Raw genomic sequence first — 25,172 nt, 5'->3', positions numbered from 1 at the left:
GATGAGCACCCCGTACAACTCCTGGCCGGGACAGCGCGCGGTCGGCCAGGCGTCGGCTATCGGAACGCTTCCGGCGTCACGGAGACGGGGAGACTTCCCAGGCCCCGGATGACGTTGTTGAGGTGCCGTCGTGGCGGGCCGGCCAGGTGGATCGCCTCGACGCGATCCAGCAGCGCCGACAGGATCGCGGCGCCCTCCACCCGTGCCAGTCCCTGGCCGGCACAGGCGTGCACGCCGGAGCCGAACCCGACGTGATCCATCGGCGCTCTGCCCACGTCGAACCTCTCGGGCTCCGTCCACTTGCGCGGATCCCTGTTGGCCGAGCCGAACAACATCGCCACCTGAGCCCGCGGAGGAATCGTGACGCCGTCGATCTCGACCGCCCGCGTCGTGCGACGGAAGAACGTCTGCACCGGTGACTCGAAACGCACGACCTCCTCGAAAGCGGAACGGAGCAACGTCCGGTCGGCGCGCAGGGCCGTCCAGGCGGTCGGGTGCTCGGCGAACAGCCACAGCGCGCTGCTGATCGCGTTGATCGTCGTGTCCATGCTCGCCACCAGGTAGGCGCGCAACAGCCGCCCCACCTGGTGCTCCTCGATCACGCCCCGGTCTGCCGCCTGATACAGCGCCTCGCCCCAGCCGCCCGGGGCCAGGTCCTCGCGGTTCATCATCGAGATGAGTTCGTCGAGCAGCCGTTCGGAGACCTGGACCGACGCCGTCGTCCGCTCGTTGAGGGGGCCGAAGGTGTTGAAGAACGCGTCGGCGAACACGAGTACCTCGTCCCGGGCGCGCAGGGGCATCCCGATCAGATCCGCCACCACCGTCAGCGGGAACACGCGCGCCAGATCACTCACGACGTCGAAGGAACCGCGGGCCACCACGGACTCGACCAGTTCGGTCGCGCGCCGACCGATGTCGTCCTTCAGGCCCGCCAACGCGCGCGGGGCCAGGCTCTCCGACAGCACCGAGCGCAGCACGTCGTGTTCCGGCGGGTCCGTCGCCAGCACACCACCCCGGCGTGCTTCGTTCAGCGACGGCTCATAGCCCACGCTGTCCACGGAGGAGAACCGCTCGTGATCGCGCAGCGCGGCCCGCACCTGTTCGTACCGAGGCAGCGCCCAGCAGTCGTAGCGCTCCAGATACACGGCGGCGCCCGTCTCCCGCAACACCGCGTAGGCGGGGTAGGGATCGGTCAGGACATCGTCGGCGAAGATGTCCACGTCGGACACCGGAGTAGCGGCCGTAGTCATCGTTGACTCCCCATCATTCATCGCAGTGAACTGCATTCGCTCGTGTTTGCGGCTTCGTTCGACCCGCCCGCCCACAGGCCGGTGGCGCCCCGGGCGTGGCAGGCCTGGATGGGCAGGGAGGGTGTGCAGAGCCTGGGTCTGGCCCGACTGCGCTGTGACGCATCTGTCGACAGGGAAGCGGCGTGCCTGCCTCAGGCGCCGATCATGTTGAAGCCGCCGTCGGCGTTGAGGTAGACACCGGTCATGTGGGAGGCGTCGTCGGTGGCGAGGAACAGGGCGGTGCCCGCGAGTTCGGCCGGGCCGGGGATACGGCCCATCGGGGTCTTGGCGATCATGTCCTCGCGGCGGCCGGACTTCCAGTCCGCCCGCCCCAGCAGCGTCTCGGTCTCGATGAAGCCGGGTGCGAAGGTGTTGACCCGTACGACCGGCGCGAAAGCCTGGGCGTAGGACTTGGTGATGCCGAGGATGCCGTACTTGGCGGCAGCGTACTGAGGTGCCCGCGCGCTGCCGCGCACGATCACGGTGGAGCCGATGTTGACGATCGCGCCGTGGCCCTGGTCCAGCATCCGGGAGCCGAACTCGTGCGTGCAGAGCATGGTTCCCTTGATGTCGACGGCGAGGACGTGGTCGATGGACTCCTCGGTGAGGTCCCGCCAGGACATCTGGTCGCCCGCCACGTCACCTACGTTGTTGACCAGCACGTCGAGGCCGCCGAACTGGACGAAGACCTCCTCGGCCATGCGGATGACGTCGGTGTGGACGGCGATGTCGGCCTGGACGGTGAACGCCTCGCCGCCCACCTCCCTGACGCGGGCGACGGTCTTCTCGGCTCCGGCGGCGGAGCTGCGGTAGTGGACGGCGACACGGGCGCCCTCCTGGGCGGCGCGGACGGCGATCTCGGCGCCGTAGCCGGTGCCGGCGCCGGTGACCAGGACCGTGCGTCCCTCGAAACGGCGGGGGATGGGGATGGGGGGCGGGGTGTGGTCGGACATGAGGGTCCTTGTCTGCGATGGTCGGACGCGGGTTGCGGGGCGGTGCGGCGCAGACAGCCGGCGGGCTGTCGGGGCGCTCAGCTCCCGGACCGCGGCTGGGCGGGGCCGGTGAATTGCTGGCGGATCTCGCCGATGCCCTCGACTCGGCTGACGAGTTCGTCGCCGGCGGTGAGGTAACGCGGCGGGTTCATGCGGTTGCCGACGCCCGCCGGGGTGCCGGTGAAGACCAGGTCTCCGGGGAAGAGCGGCAGCACGGCCGAGAGCCGGGCGATGAGCTCCGGCACCGGGAAGATCATGGACTTGGTGCGGTCCTGCTGGACGACCTCGCCGTTCAGCAGTCCGGTGATCTCAAGGTCGTCGGGGTCGTCGAGTTCGTCCGGGGTGACCAGGACGGGGCCGATGGGGCCGAAGCCGGGGAAGGACTTGCCCAAGCTGAACTGGGCCGGTTTTCCCTGGAGTTGGGTGACACGTTCGGAGAGGTCCTGACCCACGGCCAGGGCGGCCACCGCCTCCCAGGCGCGGTCCTCGCTCACCCGGTACGTCTCTCGGCCGACCACGGCGACGAGTTCGACTTCCCAGTCGACCTTGCCCGGGGGGAGGGCGACGCTGGTGTGCGGGCCGGTGACGCAGGCCGGGAACTTGGTGAAGACGAGCGGTTCCTCGGGCGGAGTGAAGCCCGCTTCCGCGGCGTGTGGTGGGTAGTTGAGGGCGACGGCGAACACCTGGCGGGGGCGGGGCACCGGCGCGCCGAGTGCGTTGGGGTCGACCGGGATGTCGTACGCCTCATCGGGCAGCCCGGCCGCCCAGTCGCGTAGTCGTGGCCAGTCCTCCAGCAGTGCCATCGGGTCGGTGGGCAGTTTGCCCTGTGAGGACCAGCGGACGTTCGCGGCCCGGTCGCCGCTGACCACGACGGTGTGGCCGTCCAGGACGCCGAGCCTCACCAGTCCACCTTCTCGGGTACGGGGGTCCCATGCCCCTCCTGCCAGCTGACGATGGGGGTGCGCAGAACGCCGAGGCGCTCGACCTCGGCCTCGACGACGTCGCCGGGCTTGAGGTACATGTCGGGGTCGCCGCTGAAGCCGGCCACGCCCTGAACGGTTCCGGTCGTGATGAGGTCGCCGGCGCTGTAGCCCTGCGGGGAGTGGTAGGCGACCAGGTGCGGGATGGAGACCGACATGCGGCTGGTGTTGGACTTCTGCCGGACCACGCCGTTGACCCGCAGTTCCATGTCGAGGTTCTGCGGGTCGGGGATCTCGTCGGCGGTGACGATGTAAGGGCCGACGGGGCAGAAGGTGTCGATGGCCTTGCAGAAGGAGAAGACGCCTGACTCCATCTCGCGGCGCTGGATGTCCCGGGCGGTGATGTCGTTGAAGACGACGTATCCGGCGATGTGGTCGGGCGCGTCGTCCACGCCGAAGAACTTGCCGGGCTTGCCGATGACGACGGCGATCTCCAGCTCGTAGTCCAGTTCGCTGGTCAGGTGCTCCGGGTAGATCACCGGTTCGTCGTGCCCGACGATCGCGTCGACGTTCTGGAAGAAGACGATGCCCTTGTGCATGGGGTGGGACCAGTCGACGTTCTTCGACTCGTCCTCGTGCTCACGGAAGTTGCCGGAGGTGTGGAAGAACTTCTTCGGCACGATGGGGGCGCGCAGTGTCACGTCGTCCAACCGCAGTCGCTCACCCGTCTCCAGGACCGTGCCGTCGCGCTCGAAGTACTCCCGGGTGCTGCGGACTTCGAGGGGCAGCACGAGCCGTTCCTCGAGTTCCAGCCTGCCGACCCGTCCGTCGTCGAAGGTGATCAGCTTCACGGTTCTCTGCTTTCTTTCGTAGAGTGAAAGCTATATTCACTGTGTGAACTTGATGCGAGTATTGAAGGGTCACCGTGGACTGTCAAGGCGTCGCCAGTGGCTGAGGCCCGCGGTCATCCGAACCGGATGCGCTGCCCTCGCCCAGGAAAACCCGCAGCTGGAGACCGGGCATGGAGTAGCAGCCGACCAGCGTCGTCAGCTCGAACACGCCCCGCTCTCCGGTCGCGGCCACGGCGTCGGCGTACTCGTCGTCGTTCAATGTGCCGTGCCGCAGCAGTGCCCTCGTCGCCCCAAGGGCACCGCGCTCGGCCGGCTCGGGTGAGTTCCGGCATCCGGCCGGCCCGCAGTGCGGCCATCTCCGATTCGTCCAGTGGATGGCCCGGTAGACCTCGGCCTGCTCCTCGTCCAGTTCACCGGTCGACAGCCCGCCCAGTCGCACTTCCATGTCCGTCCTCCTGGTTGCCCCATGGCGGGTGAATCTGATGCTGACTTCCATACAATGAAAGTGGACCGGGCTCCTCCTGGCGCCCACTGTGCCCAGCAGACAGAAAGCGAGACCTTTCGTGCCGCCGCGTGAAAAGCCGACCGACTCCCTGCCCGCCAACGGCTCCGCGGCGTCCAGACGCAGCTACCACGTCGAGGCACTGGCCAAGGGACTGCGGCTGCTCGGGCAGTTCTCCGAACAGCGGTCGTCGATGAAGCTGACAGACATGGCCGCCGAGGCCGGAGTGCCGTTGCCGACCGCCTTCCGGATGGCCGCCACCCTGGTGACCGAGGGCTTCCTGGAGCAGTTGCCGGACGGCGCCTATCGTCCGGCCCCCAAAGTCCTCACGCTGGGCTTCGCGGCGTTGCGCGGCATGGACGTGGTGGAACTCGCCGACGGGCCGCTGCGCCGGCTCGCCGCCACGACGGGGCAGACGGTCAACCTGGGCACCCTGTCCGGTGACCGGGTGCTGTACCTGATCCGGCTGCGCAACAACGATCTGGTGACCGCGAACATCCAGGTGGGCTCGCGGCTTCCTGCCGTCAACACCTCCATCGGAAAGGTCCTGTTGAGCGGTCTGGGCGACGCCGAGCTGCACAAGCGCCTCACCGAGGAGTCCTTCACCGGCGCGACCGGCCCCAACGCGATCCGGTCCCTGGCGGAGCTGGGCCCGGTGCTGGCCGATGTTCGCGAGCGGGGTTGGGCGGTACAGGACGAGGAACTCGCCTACGGCCTGCGCTCGGTGGCCGCACCCCTGTGTGACGCCTCCGGTTCGGTGGTGGCCGCGGCCAATGTTGCGGTACCCGCGATGGGATTTCCCGTCACCCGACTGCTCGACGAGCTGCGCCCGCGCCTGCTGACCACCTGTCAGGAGATCACGCGGCTGCTCGGCGGAAGGTGAGGGACGAGGCGGTCTGCGGTGCCGTCCTGCCCGGTCGGCTCCTGGCTCAGACGAGTGTGCGGCCACCGTCCACATAAAGCACCTGCCCCGTGATGAATGACGCCCGCGCCGAGGCGAGGAACAGCACGGCGCCGACCACGTCCTGCGGGGTGCCCAGACGCCCGGCCGGGACCAGGCCGAGCATCTCCTCGCGCATCCCCGGCCTGGCCAGGTACTCGCGAGTCAGTTCGGTCTCCGTGTAGCCGGGGGCGACCGCGTTGACGGTCACGCCGTCGGCGGCCCACTCCCGGGCCATCACCTTCGCCAGCTGGTCCAGTCCGCCCTTGGTCGCGGCGTAGGGGGCATGGTGCGGGTGGGCGAGCCGGGAGGAGACGGAGGAGAAGAACACCATGCTCCCGCGCCCGGCCCGGCGCATCAGGCGTCCCGCCGCCCGCCCGGTATAGAAGGCGCTCGACAGGTTCAGCGCAAGGATCCGTTCCCAGGTCTCGTCCGGTGTGTCGACCACGGCCCGGCGGTCGTTGGTTCCCACCGCGTGCACCAGCACGTCCAGCCCACCGAGCGCGTCGGCCGCCGCCCGGACGGCTTCGTCGCAGGCGGTCGAAGTCGTGACATCGGCCGGAATCACGTGCACATCGACGTCCGCGAGTGCTGGATCGTCCCGCAGAGCCTTGAGCTTCGCCTCGTCCACGTCCACGACGGCCAGGTGCGCGTCGGCGTCCGCGAGTCCCCGGGCGCAGGCGGCACCCAGGCCGCCGGCCCCTATGACGAGCGCCCGGCTGCCCTCCAAGCCCAACCATGTCACGGCACACTCCTTAACTTTCGTACAGCGAAAGTAGCTTTTGAAATGACGATAGGCCGTCCGGTGATGCGATGTCCATTGCCGGAGGCAGACCCGCCGGCGGCGCCCGGTCCAGCCGACGCACAGGCATCCGGGGCGCACCGGCGGAGGTGACCAAGGACAGCCGAACGGGTCAGGTGGGCGTCTCTCCCAAGGGCTTTTGGGCAATGCGGCGAGGGGCCAGACCACGCGACCTGTGCGGCATGGTGCAAGGACCCCTCAGACCTCGTCCCGGGCGTCTTGTCTTGGACATGGCGTCCTCCCTGTCCGTGCGGCGGCACGCGGAGCGGCTGCGGCAGGCCGATCCGGGCGTAATGCTGCGTGACCGCGGCGCACAGAGGAACAGTCCCTTTCGTTGATTGAAAACGGTGGCCGGCCGCGTCGGCGTGGAGCCGCCGTCGTCCGGTAATGGCAGCGGGCCGGTGCTGAAGGGGACTGCGGCGTGGCCGACCGGCCGCCGAAGGGGGCCACGGCGTGGGCGTAGCCCACAGATGACGTACGAGCTGGGCGGCGACGGAGGCGTGGAGCATCGACGAGTTCGCGGCCGAGATCGGCAGGCGGACCGGGAGCGGGGGAGTGGTGCGGTGGCCCGCTGACGTGCGGTGTCCGGCTCCGCCGCCGAGCGAGGCACCTCCCCCGCGGACCTGGCGCCCCCCGCCGCGGGTGTCAGTGCGGCGGAATCAGCCGTCGCTGGGGTTCGGGGAGCGGTTGGGGCTGATGCCGGGAGACCTTGGCGAGCAGACGCGCGAGGGTGAGTTCCTCGTCGGGAGTCAGGTGCTCCAGCCAGTTCTTCTGGCGATGCGCGGTCCACCAGTGCAAGAACTCGTCGATGACGGTCTCGCCCTGCTCGGTGAGGGTGACGACGAGCATGCGTCCGTCGTCGGGTTGGGGCGTCCGGGTGAGGAGGCCGGCCCGTTCCAGGGTGTGCAGTGCCGATGTGACGCTCGCGGTGGAGATGCTCAGCAGGTCGGCGAGTCTGCGCGGGGACAGCGGACCCTCGTACTTGAGCGTGGTCATCAGCCGGAAGCCGGCGAAGGTCAGCCCGGCGGGGCGGGCGAAGTTGGTCTCGATGTCGCGTTCGATCTTCTTGGCGACCCGGACCAGGTTGAAGCCCACCGACGTGGACGCCAGGTGCGGGTCGATGTCGGGCAGGTCGAAGCCGGAGGCGGCGGCCAGGCGTTCGCCGTGGCGCCGAGCGGCCGGATCTTGTGTCACAGGCACCACTCTGCCTTCGTCACCAGCGCCCTCACAAGAGACTCAGGATTCATCTTCTGCCCTCCAGTGTCTTGACATATCGGTTTCATGCGCCTTCTACTGCACCTCAAGTCGCTAGAAGTCTAGCAATCTCTCGGAGGTCATCCATGACAGCGCCGTCCACGCCCTCCCTCAGCCGCACGGGCATGCGGTTCCCCGACCATCCGGTGTACGCGGGCTGGTCGACCCCCTCGCGCATCGAGGCCGACATCTTCGAGATCGAGGCAGACGGGGAGATCCCCCGCGACCTGCGCGGCCGCTACTACCAGATCGCTCCCGATCCGGCCTTTCCCAACCGCACCGGCGACGACCTCCCCTTCAACGGCGACGGCATGCTGCGCATGTTCACCTTCGCCGACGGTCACGTCGACTACCGCAGCCGCTATGTGCAGACCGAGAAGCTGAAGCTGGAACGCGCCGCCCGCCGCTCGCTGTTCGGCGCCTACCGCAACCCCTACACCGACCATGTCACCGTGGCGGGCAAGAGCCGGGGGGCCGCGAACACCAGCGTCGTCTTCCACGCCGGGAAGCTCCTGGTCCTGAAGGAGGACGCCCGCGCCACGCGGATCGACACCGACTCCCTGGAGACCTACGGGGAATGGGACTTCGACGGTGGGGTCAGCAGCCCGACCTTCACCGCCCATCCCCGCGTCGACCCCGTGACAGGTGAGATGTTCGCCTTCGGATACGAGGCGAAGGGCCTGGCCAGCCGGGACATCGCGTACTACGTCCTCGACGCCCACGGCAAGGTCGTGCACGAGGTGTGGTTGGAGGCCCCGTACACCAGCATGATCCATGACTTCGTCGTCACCCAGGACTATGTGATCTTCCCGGTGATGCCCACCACCACCGACCTCGACCGGCTCAAGGCGGGCGGACCGCACTGGCAGTGGGACCCGTCCAAGGAAACCTGCCTCGGAGTGATGCCCCGCTACGGCACCGCCGACCAGATCCGCTGGTACCGCGGCCCGGCCCGGTTCACCTACCACTTCTTCAACGCCTACAACGAAGGCACCACGATCCACATCGACGGCTGTGTCGCAGAGGCTCAGCCGGCCCCGTTCCTGTACCCCGACACGATCGAATATGACGTCACCAAGGCCGTGTCCAGGATCACCCGCTGGACGGCCGACTACGCGGCCGACGACGGCAAGGGCTTCGAAGAGCAGGTACTTCAGCCGGAGTTCGCCGAATTCCCGCTCATCGACGACCGGGTGGAGACGGGTCGGCACCGCATCGGGTTCACGGGGGCGCGTGTCATCGGTGACGAGCACAAGAGCGCCAACGGCATAGAGTTCCTCAACTCGATCATCCGCTACGACTTTGACAAGCAGCAGGCGACCGGCCAGTACGTCCTGCCCGAACACTTCACCTTCCAGGAGCCGGTCTTCGTGCCCCGCGGCGACGACGCGCCCGAAGGCGACGGTTATCTCCTGGCCCTGGCCAACAACTGGACCACGATGCTGAACGACCTGTACATCCTCGACACCGCCGATCTGGCCGCCGGTCCTGTGGCCACCCTGCATCTCCCCCTTCGCCTGCGCAGTGGCATCCACGGGGCCTGGGTACCCGAGCACCTCGTCCAGGCCGGCTGATTCGCAGAACGGCGACGACTGTCTCTACGCGGTCCCCGGACCAGGACGCTTCGAGCGCGACCTGCGGGGCCGCGTTCCCACCCGGGAGGACGGCGGGCACGCGTTCTCGGCGATAAGGCATCCCGCACCTGCCGATGGATACCATCGACTCCTCTCAACCCCAAGCCGTCACCCCGGCCGTGATCCCGTCGGAGCCGGATGACGGCACCCACGGTTGCTGAGGAGCCCTTGCCACCGAGGAGCCCTTGCCACCCATCGCGGCGGCGTCGCGGGCCGATGCCGCCGCAGCGGTGGAGGCGGGCCGCGCGGCGTTCGACACCGGTCGCACACATCTTCCGTCGAACGGCGAGCGATCTTGTCCCGCGCGGCAGACCTGCTGGAGCATCGTGCTCCCTCGATTGCCGTCACCATGACCGAGGAGAACGGCGCCGCGGCGTCCTGGGCCCGCTTCGACGTCCACGTCGCCGTCGGCATCATGGGTGAGGCAGCCGTGCAGGCCTACCGCCTGGTCGGCGAGGTGCTGCTTTCCGGCGTCCCGGGGCTGCGGGCCACGGCGGTGCGCCGGCCCGTGGGTGTGGTCGTCGGCATCGCGCCGTGGAACGCTCCGCTCGTCCTCAGCGGCATGGGCTTCGGCCTGCTGATCGGGGCGCTGCCCGCCGTAGCGGTGAACCCCGTGCCGATCGAGCTCAGCGGGACGGCAAGCGCCGTCACGACGTTGCTGCGGGGCTTCGGCCAGGCTCTGGGACCGGCCGTCATCGGCACCGTGGCGCTGACCTCGGCCGGGAACGCGCCGGCCCAGGCCTTGCCCCACGCCGGTCCGGCGGCCGCGCAGCAGCACGCGGTGCAGGCCGTTGCCGCCGAGGGAGGCCCGCTCGCCGTGGCCCCGGCGCCCGTGGGGCCGCGGGTAGGCGCGCTGGTGACGGAGGCGTTGACACATGGCTACGACCTCGGGTTCCTGGTCACCGCCCTCGCCTGCCCGGTGGCCGCCGCGATCAGCGTGCTGTTCCTGCGCGGCGGCCACAGCTCAGGCCAGGGCGTCCCCCTGCCCTGAGCAGTGCCGCGCGTACCTCGCTGCTGTGCTCGGCTGCCATGATCCTTCCGCGGATCGGCGACGGCCGGGCAGCGTGGGCCCGTCGGCTCCCCCTCGGAGACCGAACAACGGTTACCGGCGACGGCCGAGCAGCAGCCCGCCGGCCGTCAGGGCCGAGGCGAGACCGAGGACGCCGACGGCGTGGGCCATGCTGCCGGTGGCCGATTCCAGGCCGATCAGGACGAGCGGGCAGATGAACTCGCCCGCGAAGAAGGCGGCCGTCCACAGACCGGTGCCGCGGCCCCGGTCGGCGTAGCTGAGCCTGGACATCGCGATGGTCAGCAGCGAGGGCAACAGCATGCCGGTGCCGAGGCAGTTGAGCACCGCACCGACGATCACGATCACCGGGCTGTTCGCCAGAGCGATCACCACGAAACCGGCCGCGCACAGGGCGAACACCAGGGGCAGCCTACGGTCCGGGCTGCCGGACAGTCTGGTGAAGGCGATGGAACCGACCACGGTGGCGGCGCTGGCGACCGCGGTGGCCAGGCCGATGACGCCGGTGGACTTCACGCCCAGGTCGTCGAGCAGGTAGGACATCTCGACGGGCACGGTGTAGAAGACCATGGCGCCGAACACGGTGAGTGCGCAGATGCCCGCCAGCAGGCGCACGGGGAACGGCCTCTTCTCGCCCGCGGGTTCTTCGGCTTCCGCGGCGCCGGCCGGCCTGGGCCTGGACAGGGTGAGCGCCATCGCGGGGGCCAGCAGCAGGCCCACGGCGTAGATCCAGAAGGGAGCGCGCCAGCCCGCCGAGCCGAGGGCGCCGCCGATGACGAAGAACGCGGTGGCGGAGATGGAGGCGCACATGGTCTGCAGAGCCAGGTAGCGTTCCCGCGTCCGACCGCTGTAGTAGTCGCCGATCAACGTGGTGCAGCAGGTCATGATGGCCGCCTCGGCGATGCCGACCAGCACCCGGCTGATCACGATGGCGCCGAGCGAGTCCAGCCACAGCGGGGCGGTACCGAGCAGCGCGTACACAAGCGTCGCCGCGACCAGCAGCCGTACCCGGCCGAGGCGGTCCACGATGACGCCCGCGAAGGGGGCGAGCAGGGCGAGCGCGAGCGCGGGGATGGTCAGGACGACCGGGACGAGGGTCTTCACTCCGGGCACGGTCGCGAAGTGTTCCTGCATCTTCGGCAGGACCGGCGCGAGGAGGACGGCGCCCAGCACCGGCAGACAGCTGCCCGCCATCAGGAACACGGCGCGCAGCGGCCCCGCGCTCTCGGTATCCGGGCGGAGGCTGTCGGCGGGGGCGGGCGCGGGCGGGGAAAGGGGTCTGGACATGCCGAACTCCACGGGTGGTGGCAGGGGTGCGGCGCAGAACCGCTGCGGCTGGGACACACAGCGGGGCACCGGCGCACCAGAGGGGACGCGCCCGGGACAGCGGGCGTCGGGGACTGCCCCGACTATGAGCCAGGCCGTTCCCGGCGACTACCCCTCACGTGATCGCACTGCCGGATCCTCGTCATCCGTGCCGTGGATGGGGCCTGCCCGCACCGCCGACGCCACGCGGGCGGCGGTCTCCCGCAGCCAGATGTGCGCGGCGTCGTGGGTGTGGACGGGGTGCCACCACAGCGCCTCCCGCAGCGGGACGGCCTCGTACGGCGGCGTCATGATCCGTACCGGTGCTGTGCCGCGCAGGCGTTCGGCGAGGAGCGCCGGGACGAGGGCGATCCGGTGGGTGCCGGCGACCAGGAAGGGCAGCACCGTGAAGCTGTCGACGGAGACGCTCACCCGCGGTTCGATGCCGAGCATGCCGAGCTGTTGGACCGCCGGGGTGTCGTAGGCGCGCAGGTATGTCACCCAGGGCAGGCGCGCCAGGTCGTCGCGGGAGAGTCGGTCGCCCACCTCGGGGTTGTCCTCGGCGACGAGGAACACCCAGTCGTCCTCGTACAGGTCGGTCACGGGGAAGTCGCTGATGATGCCGTGCGGCATGACCATGCCGTCCAGGGTGCTCAGCACGGCAGAGGCCACCTCGGTGATGCGGGGCGGGATCTGGACGAAGCGCACCCGGATGCCGGGCGCCTCACGGTCGAGGATCCGGGTGAGCTCGGAGCCGAAGACAGCCACCGAGTAGTCGCTGACGCCGAGGGTGAATTCGCGGGACTCCGTCGCCGGATCGAAGTCGGCCTGGCTGGTGAAGAGGCGTTCCAGCTGGTCGCAGACGTTGGAGGTGCGGTCGAGCAGCACTTGGCCGAGGGCCGTCAGTTCGTAGTGGCCTCCCACGCGGGCGAGCAGGTCGTCGTCGAAGTGCCGGCGCAGCCGGGCGAGCGCGCCGCTCATCGCGGGCTGGCTCAGACCGACGCGCCGGCCGGCCTGGGTGACGTTGCGCTCCTCCAGCAGGGCGCGCAGGGCGACGACCAGATTGAGATCAAGGCTTGCCAGGTTCACGGCGGCACTCCAGCGTGCGATGGCGTCGGAAGGATAAGTCCGACGGATGGCTGTCATCCGGATAATCGATTTCCCTTATCCCAAAGGCTGCGGCCAGATTAGTCCCATCGCAATCAGGAGGACACGTTCGTGAAACCCGCAGCCACGTCCGTCCCTTTCGCCGGACCCTTCGCCCTCGGTACTCTCTCCGCCCCTGACGGGATGCCGTTCCCCGCTCTCGTCACGCCGGACGGCCGTGCCCTCGACCTGCGCGCCGCCCTCGGTGAGCGGGAGCTGACCACCCGCACGCTCCTGGAGAGCTGGGCCGAGGCCACACCCCGCCTGCATGCCCTCGCCAGGGACGACAAGGCTGCCTGGCAGCCTCTCGGGGACCTGCGGGCGCACGCTCCGGTGGAGCCCCGGCAGGTCTTCCAGTCGGGTGCGAACTACCGGCAGCACGTGATCGACCTGGAGGTCGCCCACCGCGCCCCCGACGACCCCCGCACCGTCGAGGAGGCCCGGGAGGAGATCGCCGCTCTCATGGACCGGCGGGCGGCCGAGGACCTGCCGTACGTGTTCATCGGCCTGCCCGGCGCGATCACCGGGCCGTACGACGATGTACACCTTCCTGACTGGGCCGAAAAGCCGGACTGGGAACTGGAGTTGGCGGCCGTCATCGGTAAGCCCGGCTACCGGCTGTCCACGGACGAGGCGCTGGAGTACGTCGCCGGCTACACCATCGCCAACGACCTCACCGACCGGGCCACCGTCTTCCGCCGGGACATGCCCGCCATCGGCACCGACTGGCTGCGCAGCAAGAACGCCCCCGGTTTCACCCCGCTCGGCCCGTGGATCGTGCCCGCCGAGTCGATCGCCGACCCCGGCGACCTGCGGGTCACGCTCAAACTCAACGGCGACACCATGCAGGACGAGTCCACCAAGGACATGCTCTTCTCAGTCGCCAGGGTGGTGTCGTACATCTCGCAAACTTCCCGACTCCTGCCCGGCGACCTCGTGCTGACCGGCAGCCCGGCGGGCAACGGCATCCACTGGGGGCGGCTGCTGCGCCACGGCGACGTCATGGAGGGGTCCATCACCGGTCTCGGCGTGCAGCGCACCCGATGCGTGTCCGAGGAGACGGGTTCATGAACCGGAACGACCCCGAGCGCGCGATCGCCGAGGCCGCCAGGAAGTACTCCAACTGGGGCCGCTGGGGCGAGGACGACGTGCTCGGCACCCTCAACTTCCTCGCCGAGGGCAAGCGCCGCGAGGGCGCCGCGCTCGTCCGGCGGGGCATGAGTTTCTCGCTGTCGCAGCGGTTCGACATGGACGGCCCGCAGAAGGGCTGGCGGCGCCGCACCAACCCGGTGCACACCATGCTCGACACCGGCACCGACGCCGCCCTCGGCAACCAGGGCTTCCCGCACGGTATCGGCGGCGCCGACGACGTGATCGCGATGCCGCTCCAGTGCTCCACCCAGTGGGACGGCCTGGGGCACATCTTCGACCACGGCAAGGCGTGGAACGGCCGGGCGGCCGAGAAGGTCGTCACCTCCGACGGCGACCTGGTCACCGGCATCGAGCACATGGCGCCGCACGTCGCCGGGCGCGGTGTGCTGCTGGACGTCGGCCGCGTGATCGGCGACGACGGGGAGCTGCCCGACGGGTTCGCCGTCACCGAGGAGCACCTCACCCGGACCGCCGCCGCCCACGGGGTGCGGGTCGGCCGCGGGGACATCGTCGTCGTACGCACCGGACAGCTCAGCCGGGTCCGCCGCGACGGCTGGGGCGACTACGCGGGCGGCGCGGCGCCCGGCCTGTCGTTCACCACGGCCGGCTGGCTGCACCGCACGGAGATCGCCGCGATCGCCACCGACACCTGGGGTTTCGAGGTCCGGCCCAACGAGTTCGAGCACGCCTTCCAGCCCCTGCACCAGGTCGTCATCCCCAACATGGGCCTGCTGATCGGCGAGATGTGGGACCTCGACACGCTCGCCGCGGACTGCGCGGCCGACGGCGTGTACGAGTTCTGGCTCACCGCCGCCCCCCTCCCGATCACCGGCGCCGTCGGCTCTCCCGTCAACCCGATCGCCGTCAAGTAGCCCTCTCCCAGAGCAACCTGAGGAACAAAGGACTTCCCCCATGAGAACACCCCGCACCGTCCTGGTCGTCGGCGGCGGATCGGCCGGCAACGCCGTCACCATCCTGCTCCGCCGGGCCGGACTGACCGTCGACCTCATCGAGGCCAGCGAGGACTGGAACGCCACCGCGGGTTCCGGCATCACCGTCCAGGGCAACGCCCTGCGGGTCCTGCGCGAACTGGGCGTGTGGGAGCAGGTGCGGGCCTCAGGGTTCGGCTTCGGATCGCTCGGCATCACCGGCCCGGACGGCACCGTCCTGCACGTCGTCGAGGACATCCGCACCGGCGGTGACGACCTGCCCGCCACCGTCGGCATGCAGCGCCCGCAGTTGCAGTGCATCCTCATCGACGCCGTCCGGGCGAGCGGCGCCTCGGTGCGCCTCGGCACCCGCGCCGAGAGCTTCGACCAGGACGCCGACGGCGTGCGGGTGCGTTTCAGCGACGGCAGCGAGGGCCGCTACGACCTGGTGATCGCCGCGGACGGCATGGGATCGAGCACACGCGCCGCGATCGGCATCGCCGACCGTCCCGTGCCGACCGGCATGGCCATCTGGCGCATCGCCGCTCCCCGTCCCGAGGGCCTGGAACGCACCGACCTCGCCTACGGTGGCTCCGCCTACATCGCCGGCTACTGCCCCACCAGCCGGGACACCATCTACGCCTACGCGGTCGAGGACAACCGCGATCGCGCGTCCATACCTCCCGAGAGCTACGCCGACGAGATGCGCAGCCTCGTGCAGGCCTACGGCGGCCACTGGACCGAGATCGTCAAGCACATCGACGATCCGGCGAAGGTCAACTACACCTGGTACCACCGGCTGCTGGTGGAGGGCTCCTGGCACCGCGGACGGGTCGTGCTGATCGGTGACGCGGCCCACAGTTGCCCGCCCACCCTGGCTCAGGGCGCCGCGATGTCCCTGGAGGACGCGCTGGTCCTCGCCGAGCTGCTCACCGGCACCGACGACTGGGACGACCAGCTGTTCCAGACGTACTACGAGCGCCGTATCTCGCGGGTGCGCCCGGTGGTGGACGCCTCCGTGCAGATCGGGCAGTGGCAGCTCGACAGGGTCCACGACGCCGATGTGCCCGGCCTGGTCAACCGTATGTCGACCATGCTCAGGGACCTGCCGTGACCTCCCACCCGCCACCCGGCCACCAGCCCCCGGCGAGCACTGACCCGTCCCCGTGGGCAACGGTCGATGTGCACGCCCACGTCCTGCTGCCCGCGATCGAGGCGCTGGTGGACGGCTTGCCGGGCCTCGCCGAGGCGAGAGCGCTCGACGCCCGCCGCAACGGACCCGCCGCGCTCGCCGTCAACGGGCCCATGGTGCGCGAGCGGATCCCCCGGCTCACCGACGCCGGTGTGCGGCTGGCCGCGATGGACGCCCAGGGCGTCGATGTGCAGCTGGTGAGCCCGTCCCCGTCGCACTACCACCACTGGACGGACGAGACGACCGCCGACAAGGTGTGCCGACTGGCCAACGAGGGCACGGCTGCGCACTGCTCGGCCGCGCCGGACCGGTTGAAAGGGCTCGGCCTGGTCCCGTTGCATCACCCCGAACTGACCGTCCCGGCACTCGAACACGCCCTGGGCCTTGGTCTGTTGGGCGTGGAGATCTCCAGCCACGCGCCGGGCCGCGAGCTGTCCGACCCGGCCTACGAGCCCTTCTGGCGGCGGGCCGAGGAAACCGGCGCGGTGCTCTTCCTGCACCCGTTCGGCTGCACCCTCGACGAGCGGCTCGACCAGTGGTACCTGTCCAACAGCGTCGGCCAGCCCACCGAGAACGCGGTCGCGCTGTCCCACCTCATCTTCTCCGGGGTCCTGGACCGCCATCCGGGACTGAAACTGATCGCGGCGCACGGCGGCGGCTACCTCCCCACCCACATCGGCCGCGCCGACCACGCCTGGTCCGTCCGCTCGGACGCGGGCGCGGACTGCGTCCACCTGCCCAGCAGCTACCTCAAGCGGCTCCACTTCGACTCCCTCGTCCACGACCCCCAGGTCCTGCGCGCGCTCATCGCCGCCGCGGGCGCGGACCGGGTCCTGCTCGGCTCCGACTTCCCCTTCGACATGGGCACCGAGGACCCCGTCGGGGCACTGCGCGCCGCCCACCTGCCCGAAGCCGACTTCCACGCCGTACGCGGCGGCAACGCGGCAGCGCTGCTGCGGCTCGCCTGACCCCCACACAGGAGGAAACCCATCATGAGTGCACGTCTGCTGACCCACCTCCGCCACGTCGACCTCGCCGTACCCGACTACGACAAACAGCTCGACTTCTATGCCGGCGTCTGGGGCCTGACCAAGGTCGCCGAGGACTCCGGCATTTCCTTCCTCGCCGCCGAGGGCAGCCCGGAGCAGTACGTCGTCCGGCTGCGCAAGGCCGAGGAGAAGCGCCTCGACCTCGTCTCCTACGGCGCCGCGAACCCGGCCGACGTGGACACCATCGCCGAGCAACTCCTCGCGGGCGGTGTGCAGTTGATCTCCCAGCCGGGCAAGGTCGACACCCCCGGAGGCGGCTACGGCTTCCGCTTCTTCGACGTCGACGGCCGCACCATCGAGGTCTCCGCGGATGTCGAGGCCCGGCAGCACCGCAGGATCGAGGCGAAGGAGTCGATCCCGGTCAGGCTGTCCCACGTCGTCCTCAACTCCCCTGATCTGAACAGGACCCGGGAGTGGTACGAGCGCCACCTCGGCTTCCGCCTGACCGACACCCTCAGCTCGCCGCACATGGGCGAGGTCATGCACTTCATGCGGATCTCCAACCAGCACCACTCGATGGCCGTCGCGCAGGGCCCGCACACCTCCGTGCACCACGTCTCCTTCGAGATGCGCGGCGTCGACGAGTACCTGCGCGGCACCGGACGCCTGCTGCGGGCCGGAGTCCACAAGGTCTGGGGTCCCGGCCGGCACACGGCGGGAGACAACACCTTCACCTACTTCCTCGACCCGCACGGCAACACCGTCGAGTACACGACCGAGCTGGAGGTCGTCGACGAGGACACCTGGCACCCCCACGTCTACGACTTCTCCCAGCCCGAGGTCGCCGACCAGTGGGGCACGGCCAACCCGATGAACGAACTCGTCGCCAAGGAGTCGTTCAACGACGTCGACCGCGGCGTGTTCGTCGCCCCGCCGGTCTGACCCCCTTCGGGTCCGGGGGCGCGGCACGGCCTGTCCTGCCCTGACTGCCCGCCGCGCCCCCGGAACTTCCCGTCCCCGAGAACCCCGTAGCAACAGAGCCTGGAGCCGCACATGCGTTTCGCCGCGTACGAGCACCGACACCAGCGCCAGGTCGCCGTCGTCGGTGAGAACGGCCGCCTCCATCCGGTCCCCGGCGAGCGCACACTCACCGAACTGATCACAGAGGGCGCCCTCTCCGAAGCGGGGGCCGCGGCCCTCGACGCCCCGGCCGGACCGCACGTCTCCCAGGTGCGACTACTGCCGCCGCTGCGACCGGCCTCCATACGGGACTTCGTCACCTTCGAGGAGCATGTCGAGGGCGTACGACGCTCGGTCGACGGTGCGAGTGGCGTGCCGGACGCCTGGTACACCGCGCCGACCTTCTACTTCACCAACCCTCACGCCGTGTTCGGGCCGTACGACGACATTCCCATGCCCCCGGGGTCCCAGGTACTGGACTTCGAACTCGAAGTCGCCGCCGTCATCGGCCGCGAGGGCCGTGACCTCACTCCCGAGCAGGCACGTGAGCACATCGTCGGCTACACGGTCTTCAACGACTGGTCCGCGCGCGACCTCCAGTCCGCCGAGATGAAGGTCGGCCTCGGCCCCTGCAAGGGCAAGGACACCGCCACCACCCTCGGTCCGTACCTGGTCACGGCCGACGAACTGGCGCCGTACCGGGACGCCGAGGGCTTTCTGCGGCTGGCCCTGACCGCCGAGGTCAACGGGCAGGTGGTCGGCAAGGACCTGCTGTCCAACATGAGCTGGACCTTCGAGGAGATGGTCGCCTACGCCTCGCGCGGCACCCGGGTCGTGCCGGGTGACGTCCTGGGCTCGGGCACGTGCGGGAACGGCGGCTGCCTCGCCGAGCTGTGGGGGCTGCGGGGCGAGCGGACTCCGCCGCCGCTGGGTCCCGGCGACACCGTCACGCTCACCGTCGAGGGCATCGGCACGCTCACCAACACCGTCGTTCCCGGCGTCGATCCCGTATCCCTGCCGGCCGGCCGGCGCCGCAGCCGGGAGCGGCCATGACGGACCTGTACCCCAAGAGGCTGCTGGGCAAGGTGGTCGTGATCACCGGCGCGGCTCGCGGTCAGGGTGCCGCTGAAGCCGAGGCACTGACCCGCGAGGGCGCCCGGGTGATCGCCACCGATGTGACCGAGGCACCCGGCTGCCGCCGTCTCGACGTCACCAGCGAGCAGGACTGGGCCGATCTCGCCGCCGAGCTGAAGGAGGCGTACGGACGGGTCCACGGCCTGGTCAACAACGCGGGCATCACCTGGCGGTCCCGTCTCGGCGACGTACGCCCCGAGGACTTCGACCGCGTCCACGCCGTCAACGTCACCGGCCCGCTGCTCGGCATCCAGCACCTTGCCCCCCTGATGCCGCCCGGCGCCTCGATCGTCAACGTCGGCTCCTCCGCCGCGCTCACCGGCCACTACCCAGTGGCGTACACCGCCAGCAAGTGGGGCCTGCGCGGGCTGTCCAGGACGGCCGCGCTGGAACTCGGACCGCGCGGAATCCGCGTCAACACGATCCACCCCGGCTACATCGAGACCGAGATGACCGCCTCCGCCGCCCCCGTCTTCCGCGAGGCCAACATCCGCGAGACCCCGCTCGGCCGCACCGGCACCGTCGGCGAGGTCGCCCCGCTGATCGTCTTCCTGCTGTCGGACGAGTCGTCGTTCATCACCGGCGCGGAGATCCCTGTCGACGGCGGCCTCACCGCGCACGGCGGAGTCAAGTCCGTCTCGGACGCCCTGCGACCGGAGACGCCATGACCGATACCGAGGGCTCCCACGGCGATGTACTCGCAACGACCACCCCATGCGGCACATCGCCCGCCACCTTCTCTCCTTCGGCCCTGCCGTCACTTGAAAGGACCTCCGCACCTGTCGTGCCGGCCGGCCCCGCGCTCGTCGAGACGGCACCCGGGGTCACCGTCGAGGACATCCGCGCCCGCCCCCGGCGCGCCGCTGCACACCGACGCCGTCACGGCCGCCTGCTGATCCCCCGTCCCCTCATCCCGCACGGAGCCCCGAGATGACCGTCTTTCTCACCGACGCCGACGTCAGAGCCGCCTTCGACTGGGCCGACGCCATCGCGGCACTGCGCAGCACCTACGCCGCACCGCCCGACGAGTCCCGCTTTCCGTCGCGCACGATGGCTCGCGGAGACGGCCTGTGGCTGCGCACACTCAGCGGCGTGCCCGGCGACGGCGGCCCCATGGGGGCCAAGCTGATCGCCGCCTCACCCCGGCACCGGCGCGCCTCGTATCTGATCCCGTTGTTCGACCAGGAGAGCATGGAGTTGACGGCGCTCCTGGACGGCCACTCCATCACCGGTTTCCGTACCGCCGCCACCTCGGCGCTCGCCGCCGACCTGCTCGCCCCCACCGGCCCCCTGCGGGTAGCTGTGATCGGGTCCGGCTTCGAGGCGCAGAACCACGTCCGTGCCCTGGCGGCGACCCGGACGCTGTCGTCCGTCACGGTGTTCAGCCCCAACCCGGCCAGCCGCACCCGTTTCACCGGGGAACTCGCCGACCTCGGGCTGCCGCTCGCCACCGCGGAGAGCCCCGAGGCGGCCGTCGCCGGTGCCGACCTGGTGATCTGCGCGGCCCGTTCCCGGGACGAGCAGCCGACCCTGCGGGAGGCTCCGGCCGGCATCACCGTCGTGTCGATCGGGTCCACCCTTCCCGAGCAGCGCGAACTGGCGACCGAGGTGATCGCCCGCGCCGAGGTGATCGTCGCCGACATGGTCGACGAGGTCACCGAGGACACAGGAGACCTGATCGCAGCGAGGAAGGCGGGCGTCGACCTCGCCGGGAAGGTGGTCCCGCTCGCCGACGTCGTCTCCGGTCGGGCGTCCGGCCGACCGGCGGACGACCCTGGCGCGGTCGTGATCTACAAGTCCGTCGGCTCGGCGGCGCAGGACCTCGCCGTCGCCGCGATGTGCGTCCGGCGGGCCGCCCAACTGTCCCTGGGCACCGAACTGCCCGTCACCATCTCCCCGGTCTCGAAGTGAGCGACCCCATGAGCAACCCTGTGAGCAACGCCGTGCGCAGAGAACTCGACGACCCGTCGCTGCTGAAGAGCGCCGCGTACGTCGACGGCACCTGGATCACCACAGACGCCACCCTCGCCGTACACAACCCGTCCACCGGCGACCTGCTGGCCGAAGTGCCGCTCCTCGACCGGGCGTGGACCACCGCGGCGATCGACGCGGCGCACCGCGCGCTGCCGGCCTGGCGAGCACGTCCGGCCAAGGAGCGGTCCCGGCTCCTGCGGCGCTGGTTCGACCTGGTCACCGAGCACGCGGAAGATCTCGCCCGGCTGATCGTGCTCGAGGAGGGCAAGCCGTACCCGGAGGCCGTCGGCGAGGTCGCGTACGCGGCGTCGTTCCTGGAGTGGTTCGCCGAGGAGGCCAAGCGCATCCGCGGTGACGTCATGGAGGCGCCGGAAGCCTCGCGCAGGATCGTCGTCCTGAAGGAGCCGGTCGGTGTGTGCGCGGCGATCACCCCGTGGAACTTCCCCGCCGCGATGATCACCCGCAAGGCGGGGCCCGCGCTGGCCGCGGGCTGCACGATGGTCCTCAAGCCCGCCGAGCAGACCCCGCTGACCGCCCTGGCGCTCGCCGAGCTCGCCGACCGGGCGGGCATCCCGGCGGGCGTGTTCAACGTGGTCACCGGTGACCCGCGCGAGATCGGCCCCGAGCTGACGGGAAACCCACTGGTCCGCAAGATCACCTTCACGGGCTCCACCGAGGTCGGCCGGCTGCTGCTGGCCCAGGCGGCGCAGACCGTGAAGAAGACGTCGATGGAGCTGGGCGGCAACGCGCCCGTCCTCGTCTTCGACGACGCCGACCTCGACGAGGCGGTCGAGGGCCTGATCGCCACCAAGTACCGCAACACCGGCCAGGCGTGCATCAGCGCCAACCGCGTCTACGTACAGGACGGGATCCACGACGCGTTCGCCAAGAGACTCGCCGAACGGGTCGGCGCCCTCGCCGTCGGCGACGGCTTCGACGACGGCGTCCAGCAGGGCCCGCTCATCGACGAGGACGCGGTGGCGAAGGTGGAGTCCCACGTCGCCGACGCCGTCGCCCACGGGGCCGTGGTCCTGCACGGCGGCAAGCGCCACGCACGGGGCGGCCTCTTCTACGAGCCGACCGTGCTGACCGGCGTCACCGCCGAGATGGCCGTCACCCGCGAGGAGACCTTCGGCCCGGTGACGCCGTTGCTGCGGTTCACCGACGAGAGCGACGCGGTCCGCATGGCCAACGACACCGAATTCGGCCTCGCCGCCTACCTGTTCGCCATGGACGCCGAGCGCGTCTGGCGCGTCGCCGCCGCCCTGGAGGCGGGCATGGTCGGCATCAACACCGGCCTGATCTCCAACGAGACCGCCCCCTTCGGCGGGGTCAAGCAGTCCGGCATCGGCCGTGAGGGCTCGGTCTACGGCCTCGACGAGTTCCTGGAGCTCAAGTACCTCGCCTGGGAAGGCGCGAAGACCCCCGCCCCCGCCCACGAACCCAACTGATCACACCCGAAGGAGCACACCGCCATGGCCCGCTACACCCGCGCCGAAGCCCGCGACTGGGCGCGCGAGAACCTCGTCGGCGTCGTCAACTGCACGATCCCGTCCTTCACGGCCGACCTGACGGCGATCAACGAGAAGGCGATCCGCCACGACACCCGCCTCGCCATCGAGCACGGCTTCATGGGCACCCTCGGCGTCTCGGAAGTCTCCATCCAGCTCCCCGAGTACCTGGACTTCCTGCGCGTCATCAAGGACGAGGCCGGCGACCGGCTGCTGCTCACCCACCACGCCAGCTGGAACAACCTGGAACAGAACATCGAGGCCGTGAAGGGCGCGGAGGAGGCGGGCGCCGAACTGGTGCTGCTGTCGTACCCGCCGAACTTCTACCCCGAGTCCGAGCAGGAGATCTACGACTACACCAAGGCCGTCTGCGACGCGACGAACCTCGGCGTCATGCTCTTCCCCATGTACCTGTGGGGCTTCAGCCCGCGCATCCACCCCTCCGACATCCCCGTACGCCTGATCCGGCGCCTGCTCGACGACTGCCCCAACATCGTCGCCATCAAGGCCGAGGGCGGCTTCCCCAGCATCCAGAGCGTCATCGAGTGCCACCGTCACTTCGGTGACGAGGTCGTCATCTCGATGCCCATCGAGGGGGAGCTGATCCCGCTTTCGCAGATCATGCCGCTCCAGTTCTCCGCCACCAGCGACCACGAGTACTACGGCCCGATGATCCCACGCGTCTTCCAGCTCCTGCGGGAGGGCAAGTACGACGACGCCGCCGACATCTACTGGCAGCTCCACCCGGCCCGCAAGATCAAGGGGGGTCTCGCCCCGGCCCTGCACGGCGGCGCGTTCATCAACCGCCAGGCGTGGAAGTTCCAGGGCTGGCTCCAGGGCTACAACGGCGGCCCCCTGCGCATGCCCACCCAGCGCATCCACGACGCCCAGATGAACGCCCTGCGCAAGGGCCTCGTCGACGCCGGTCTCGAACCGAGCATGGACCCGTTCCGCGAGTTCTTCATCGGCCGCAACCCGGCCTGAGCCGTCCGAAGCTGCCGTGCCTCCCGCCGTGAGCTGTCTGCGGCGGACGCACCCTCCGGTGCCGGGAGTGAGCGCCACACCCCTGCGTGAGCATGAGCCTTGCCTGACGGTCGCCTCGACCGTTTCCGGCGGCGTACGGCTGACTCCCGGAGGCGAGACAACACTGACCGCGTCCCCAGGATTGCCCCTCGTCACGTCGGTGGGGAGGATGGAGCGACGCGACGAGTCCGGTTTCCTTGTGTGCGCACGGGAGCCGGACCGCGGTGACGAAGGAGACAGCGGATGGACTGGGACTCGGAGTACACCCACTACTCGTCGCCGCAGCGGCCCGGCCCACTGGCACAGTCTTTCGCCTCCGACGCTCTTGGCGCTCTCCCGAACGAGATCGCCGCGCCGGACTTCGACCTGTTCCGTGATGTTCTCAACCGGCATTACTATCCGGCCCGGGTCGAGCCGTTGGACCGCTCGCCGTTCATGCGCCGACCGCGGCTGTCAGCCGTCCGCCTCAAGCACATGACCATCGGCTACGTCCGCTTCGGGACCCCCGCCAGCGTCGATCCGGGTGACATCAACGGGTACCACGTCAATGTTCCCCTGCGCGGCGAGGTGATCTCGCAATGCGGCGACGAGGAAGTTCTGGCCACGCCGAGGACCGCCGCCGTCTTCTCGCCGCACCGGCACACGTTTCTGCCGTACTGGGGGCAGGACGCGGCACAGCTGTGCGTCAAGTTCGACCGTCTTCAGGTGGAACGTGAGCTGGCGGCCATGACGGGGCGCCCGGTCAGTCGCCCCATCGACTTCCGGCTCGCTATGCCTCTCGACACCGCGCCCGGCCGGCGCTGGCTCTCCCAGTTGTCCATCCTGATCGGTTACCTGGAGGAGGGCGGCAACGGGAGCGCGGCGGCGGCCATGCACCAGGAGTTGCTTCAGCGCAGCCTGATCTCCGGCCTGCTGCTTGCCCACGCCCATTCCTACAGCGACGCGCTGATGCAGGACACGCCAGGCAGCGCGCTGCCGCGCTCGCTCCGCAGGGTGGTGGCGGCGATCGAGGCCGCCCCCGAGCGTCCCCACACCCTGACGGAACTGGCCGACCTGGCCGGCCTCAGCGCGCGCGGACTGCAGTACGCCTTCCGGGGCCACCTGGGGACCACTCCCAGTCAGTACGTGCAGCAGGTGCGTCTCGACCGGATACACGAGGATCTGCTCGACGGGAACGGGAGCGTATCCGACATCGCATACAACTGGGGTTTCACGAACCTCGGTCGTCTCGCGCGCGCCTACCGCGGCCGTTTCGGCGTGTTCCCGTCCGAGACGTTGTCGGACGGGGGGACGGGGCGCGGAGCCCGCCCCTCTGGACGCATGGCAGAGACCCCACGTGTCAGGCCACGGCCGCGAACGCGGTGAGGAAGAGGACCCGTTCGAGGTGCTGGTCGCCGCGGCGGGACGGGCTTGCGCCGCGGATCGGGGACCCGACTCCGCGGGTGCCGGGGCCAGGCCGCGTGGGCGACCCGGCGGTCGGGGTTCGCCAAAGCGTAGACGCGCATACACGTGGCGGTAGTAGCCGTACGCGGGCTCGGCCGGCGGGTGGGGGGCCTGAGGCGGATCGGCGACGCAGTGGGCACAGCGAGCAGGCGCCTGAGCTGGTGAGGCCGCAGACGGCCTTCCGGTGGGCGGCATGCAGAACA

Annotated in this window: 23 protein-coding genes; 14 read left to right on the top strand and 9 right to left on the bottom strand. The window is 70.0% G+C overall.

Going from position 1 to position 25,172, the window contains the following annotated elements; genetic code table 11:
* Positions 1-56 precede the first annotated feature (56 nt).
* The 5 genes from ACZ5SK_RS05975 to ACZ5SK_RS05955 form a co-directional block, all read right to left on the bottom strand.
* Positions 57-1,250, bottom strand: a complete 1,194-nt coding sequence (locus ACZ5SK_RS05975; protein WP_334581832.1) for a cytochrome P450 — start codon at positions 1,248-1,250, stop codon at positions 57-59.
* Between the two features lie 191 nt (positions 1,251-1,441).
* Positions 1,442-2,242, bottom strand: a complete 801-nt coding sequence (locus ACZ5SK_RS05970; protein WP_334581831.1) for an SDR family NAD(P)-dependent oxidoreductase — start codon at positions 2,240-2,242, stop codon at positions 1,442-1,444.
* Between the two features lie 77 nt (positions 2,243-2,319).
* On the bottom strand, positions 2,320-3,183 hold the full coding sequence (locus tag ACZ5SK_RS05965) for a fumarylacetoacetate hydrolase family protein (RefSeq protein ID WP_334581830.1): 864 nt from the start codon (positions 3,181-3,183) through the stop codon (positions 2,320-2,322).
* The gene (locus tag ACZ5SK_RS05960; protein ID WP_361707913.1) at positions 3,180-4,052 is read right to left on the bottom strand and encodes a fumarylacetoacetate hydrolase family protein; all 873 of its coding nucleotides are present in this window, start codon (positions 4,050-4,052) and stop codon (positions 3,180-3,182) included. The genes ACZ5SK_RS05965 and ACZ5SK_RS05960 overlap by 4 nt, the downstream gene beginning before the upstream one ends.
* An 82-nt stretch (positions 4,053-4,134) precedes the next feature.
* On the bottom strand, positions 4,135-4,497 hold the full coding sequence (locus ACZ5SK_RS05955; protein WP_334581828.1) for a carboxymuconolactone decarboxylase family protein: 363 nt from the start codon (positions 4,495-4,497) through the stop codon (positions 4,135-4,137).
* Between the two features lie 118 nt (positions 4,498-4,615).
* On the opposite strand from ACZ5SK_RS05955, the gene ACZ5SK_RS05950 reads away from it, so the two are divergent.
* The gene (locus ACZ5SK_RS05950) at positions 4,616-5,437 is read left to right on the top strand and encodes an IclR family transcriptional regulator (protein ID WP_468575418.1); all 822 of its coding nucleotides are present in this window, start codon (positions 4,616-4,618) and stop codon (positions 5,435-5,437) included.
* A 46-nt stretch (positions 5,438-5,483) separates the two neighbouring features.
* On the opposite strand, the gene ACZ5SK_RS05945 is transcribed toward ACZ5SK_RS05950, so the two are convergent.
* Positions 5,484-6,239 carry an SDR family NAD(P)-dependent oxidoreductase gene (locus ACZ5SK_RS05945; RefSeq protein WP_334581825.1) on the bottom strand — a complete coding sequence of 252 codons (756 nt, stop codon included), beginning with the start codon at positions 6,237-6,239 and terminating at the stop codon, positions 5,484-5,486.
* Positions 6,240-6,941: 702 nt separating this feature from the next.
* Positions 6,942-7,490 carry a MarR family winged helix-turn-helix transcriptional regulator gene (locus ACZ5SK_RS05940; RefSeq protein ID WP_334581824.1) on the bottom strand — a complete coding sequence of 183 codons (549 nt, stop codon included), beginning with the start codon at positions 7,488-7,490 and terminating at the stop codon, positions 6,942-6,944.
* A 146-nt stretch (positions 7,491-7,636) separates the two neighbouring features.
* Between ACZ5SK_RS05940 and ACZ5SK_RS05935 the strand changes: the two genes are divergently transcribed.
* The gene (locus ACZ5SK_RS05935; protein ID WP_334581823.1) at positions 7,637-9,124 is read left to right on the top strand and encodes a carotenoid oxygenase family protein; all 1,488 of its coding nucleotides are present in this window, start codon (positions 7,637-7,639) and stop codon (positions 9,122-9,124) included.
* Between the two features lie 214 nt (positions 9,125-9,338).
* Positions 9,339-10,175 carry an aldehyde dehydrogenase family protein gene (locus tag ACZ5SK_RS05930; RefSeq protein ID WP_361707905.1) on the top strand — a complete coding sequence of 279 codons (837 nt, stop codon included), beginning with the start codon at positions 9,339-9,341 and terminating at the stop codon, positions 10,173-10,175.
* A 111-nt stretch (positions 10,176-10,286) separates the two neighbouring features.
* On the opposite strand, the gene ACZ5SK_RS05925 is transcribed toward ACZ5SK_RS05930, so the two are convergent.
* Together ACZ5SK_RS05925 and ACZ5SK_RS05920 are read right to left on the bottom strand one after the other, a co-directional pair.
* Complete coding sequence (locus ACZ5SK_RS05925; protein WP_361707902.1) at positions 10,287-11,498, bottom strand: MFS transporter; 1,212 nt, start codon at positions 11,496-11,498, stop codon at positions 10,287-10,289.
* A 147-nt stretch (positions 11,499-11,645) separates the two neighbouring features.
* Entirely contained in the window at positions 11,646-12,605 is a 960-nt protein-coding gene (locus ACZ5SK_RS05920) for a LysR family transcriptional regulator (protein WP_334581818.1), read from the bottom strand.
* A gap of 129 nt (positions 12,606-12,734) precedes the next feature.
* On the opposite strand from ACZ5SK_RS05920, the gene ACZ5SK_RS05915 reads away from it, so the two are divergent.
* The 11 genes from ACZ5SK_RS05915 (at position 12,735) to ACZ5SK_RS05865 (ending at position 24,891) form a co-directional block, all read left to right on the top strand.
* Positions 12,735-13,733 (top strand): fumarylacetoacetate hydrolase family protein, encoded by a 999-nt coding sequence (locus tag ACZ5SK_RS05915; RefSeq protein WP_468575415.1) that lies wholly within the window; start codon positions 12,735-12,737, stop codon positions 13,731-13,733.
* On the top strand, positions 13,730-14,686 hold the full coding sequence (locus ACZ5SK_RS05910; RefSeq protein ID WP_468575414.1) for a cyclase family protein: 957 nt from the start codon (positions 13,730-13,732) through the stop codon (positions 14,684-14,686). Before ACZ5SK_RS05915 ends, ACZ5SK_RS05910 begins: the two co-directional genes overlap by 4 nt.
* A gap of 40 nt (positions 14,687-14,726) precedes the next feature.
* Positions 14,727-15,857 carry an FAD-dependent oxidoreductase gene (locus ACZ5SK_RS05905; protein ID WP_334581815.1) on the top strand — a complete coding sequence of 377 codons (1,131 nt, stop codon included), beginning with the start codon at positions 14,727-14,729 and terminating at the stop codon, positions 15,855-15,857.
* Between the two features lie 68 nt (positions 15,858-15,925).
* Complete coding sequence (locus ACZ5SK_RS05900) at positions 15,926-16,903, top strand: amidohydrolase family protein (protein WP_361708005.1); 978 nt, start codon at positions 15,926-15,928, stop codon at positions 16,901-16,903.
* A 24-nt stretch (positions 16,904-16,927) separates the two neighbouring features.
* Complete coding sequence (locus ACZ5SK_RS05895; protein ID WP_334581814.1) at positions 16,928-17,866, top strand: VOC family protein; 939 nt, start codon at positions 16,928-16,930, stop codon at positions 17,864-17,866.
* Positions 17,867-17,977: 111 nt separating this feature from the next.
* A complete protein-coding gene (locus tag ACZ5SK_RS05890) occupies positions 17,978-18,937 on the top strand; it encodes a fumarylacetoacetate hydrolase family protein (RefSeq protein ID WP_361707893.1) in 960 nt (319 codons plus the stop codon).
* Entirely contained in the window at positions 18,934-19,686 is a 753-nt protein-coding gene (locus ACZ5SK_RS05885) for an SDR family NAD(P)-dependent oxidoreductase (protein WP_468575413.1), read from the top strand. The genes ACZ5SK_RS05890 and ACZ5SK_RS05885 overlap by 4 nt, the downstream gene beginning before the upstream one ends.
* A 262-nt stretch (positions 19,687-19,948) precedes the next feature.
* Positions 19,949-20,929 (top strand): ornithine cyclodeaminase family protein, encoded by a 981-nt coding sequence (locus ACZ5SK_RS05880; protein ID WP_361707887.1) that lies wholly within the window; start codon positions 19,949-19,951, stop codon positions 20,927-20,929.
* An 8-nt stretch (positions 20,930-20,937) separates the two neighbouring features.
* The gene (locus ACZ5SK_RS05875; protein ID WP_468575411.1) at positions 20,938-22,443 is read left to right on the top strand and encodes an NAD-dependent succinate-semialdehyde dehydrogenase; all 1,506 of its coding nucleotides are present in this window, start codon (positions 20,938-20,940) and stop codon (positions 22,441-22,443) included.
* 24 nt (positions 22,444-22,467) lie between these two features.
* A complete protein-coding gene (locus ACZ5SK_RS05870) occupies positions 22,468-23,487 on the top strand; it encodes a dihydrodipicolinate synthase family protein (RefSeq protein ID WP_334581807.1) in 1,020 nt (339 codons plus the stop codon).
* A gap of 282 nt (positions 23,488-23,769) precedes the next feature.
* Complete coding sequence (locus ACZ5SK_RS05865) at positions 23,770-24,891, top strand: AraC family transcriptional regulator (RefSeq protein WP_334581805.1); 1,122 nt, start codon at positions 23,770-23,772, stop codon at positions 24,889-24,891.
* The last annotated feature ends 281 nt before the right edge of the window (positions 24,892-25,172 follow it).

Source organism: Streptomyces sp. NPDC031474 (assembly GCF_055581185.1).
The sequence above is the reverse complement of the archived record's forward strand: the minus strand, read 5'-3'. Positions and strand labels throughout refer to the sequence as shown.

Excerpts from the sequence above, each read along its gene's own strand:
- ACZ5SK_RS05975 (WP_334581832.1), bottom strand. The coding sequence starts at position 1,250 with ATGACTACGGCCGCTACTCCGGTGTCCGACGTGGACATCTTCGCCGAC.
- ACZ5SK_RS05970 (WP_334581831.1), bottom strand. The coding sequence starts at position 2,242 with ATGTCCGACCACACCCCGCCCCCCATCCCCATCCCCCGCCGTTTCGAG.
- ACZ5SK_RS05955 (WP_334581828.1), bottom strand. The coding sequence starts at position 4,497 with ATGGAAGTGCGACTGGGCGGGCTGTCGACCGGTGAACTGGACGAGGAG.
- ACZ5SK_RS05935 (WP_334581823.1), top strand. The coding sequence starts at position 7,637 with ATGACAGCGCCGTCCACGCCCTCCCTCAGCCGCACGGGCATGCGGTTC.
- ACZ5SK_RS05925 (WP_361707902.1), bottom strand. The coding sequence starts at position 11,498 with ATGTCCAGACCCCTTTCCCCGCCCGCGCCCGCCCCCGCCGACAGCCTC.
- ACZ5SK_RS05910 (WP_468575414.1), top strand. The coding sequence starts at position 13,730 with ATGAACCGGAACGACCCCGAGCGCGCGATCGCCGAGGCCGCCAGGAAG.
- ACZ5SK_RS05905 (WP_334581815.1), top strand. The coding sequence starts at position 14,727 with ATGAGAACACCCCGCACCGTCCTGGTCGTCGGCGGCGGATCGGCCGGC.
- ACZ5SK_RS05895 (WP_334581814.1), top strand. The coding sequence starts at position 16,928 with ATGAGTGCACGTCTGCTGACCCACCTCCGCCACGTCGACCTCGCCGTA.
- ACZ5SK_RS05890 (WP_361707893.1), top strand. The coding sequence starts at position 17,978 with ATGCGTTTCGCCGCGTACGAGCACCGACACCAGCGCCAGGTCGCCGTC.
- ACZ5SK_RS05885 (WP_468575413.1), top strand. The coding sequence starts at position 18,934 with ATGACGGACCTGTACCCCAAGAGGCTGCTGGGCAAGGTGGTCGTGATC.
- ACZ5SK_RS05880 (WP_361707887.1), top strand. The coding sequence starts at position 19,949 with ATGACCGTCTTTCTCACCGACGCCGACGTCAGAGCCGCCTTCGACTGG.
- ACZ5SK_RS05875 (WP_468575411.1), top strand. The coding sequence starts at position 20,938 with ATGAGCAACCCTGTGAGCAACGCCGTGCGCAGAGAACTCGACGACCCG.
- ACZ5SK_RS05870 (WP_334581807.1), top strand. The coding sequence starts at position 22,468 with ATGGCCCGCTACACCCGCGCCGAAGCCCGCGACTGGGCGCGCGAGAAC.
- ACZ5SK_RS05865 (WP_334581805.1), top strand. The coding sequence starts at position 23,770 with ATGGACTGGGACTCGGAGTACACCCACTACTCGTCGCCGCAGCGGCCC.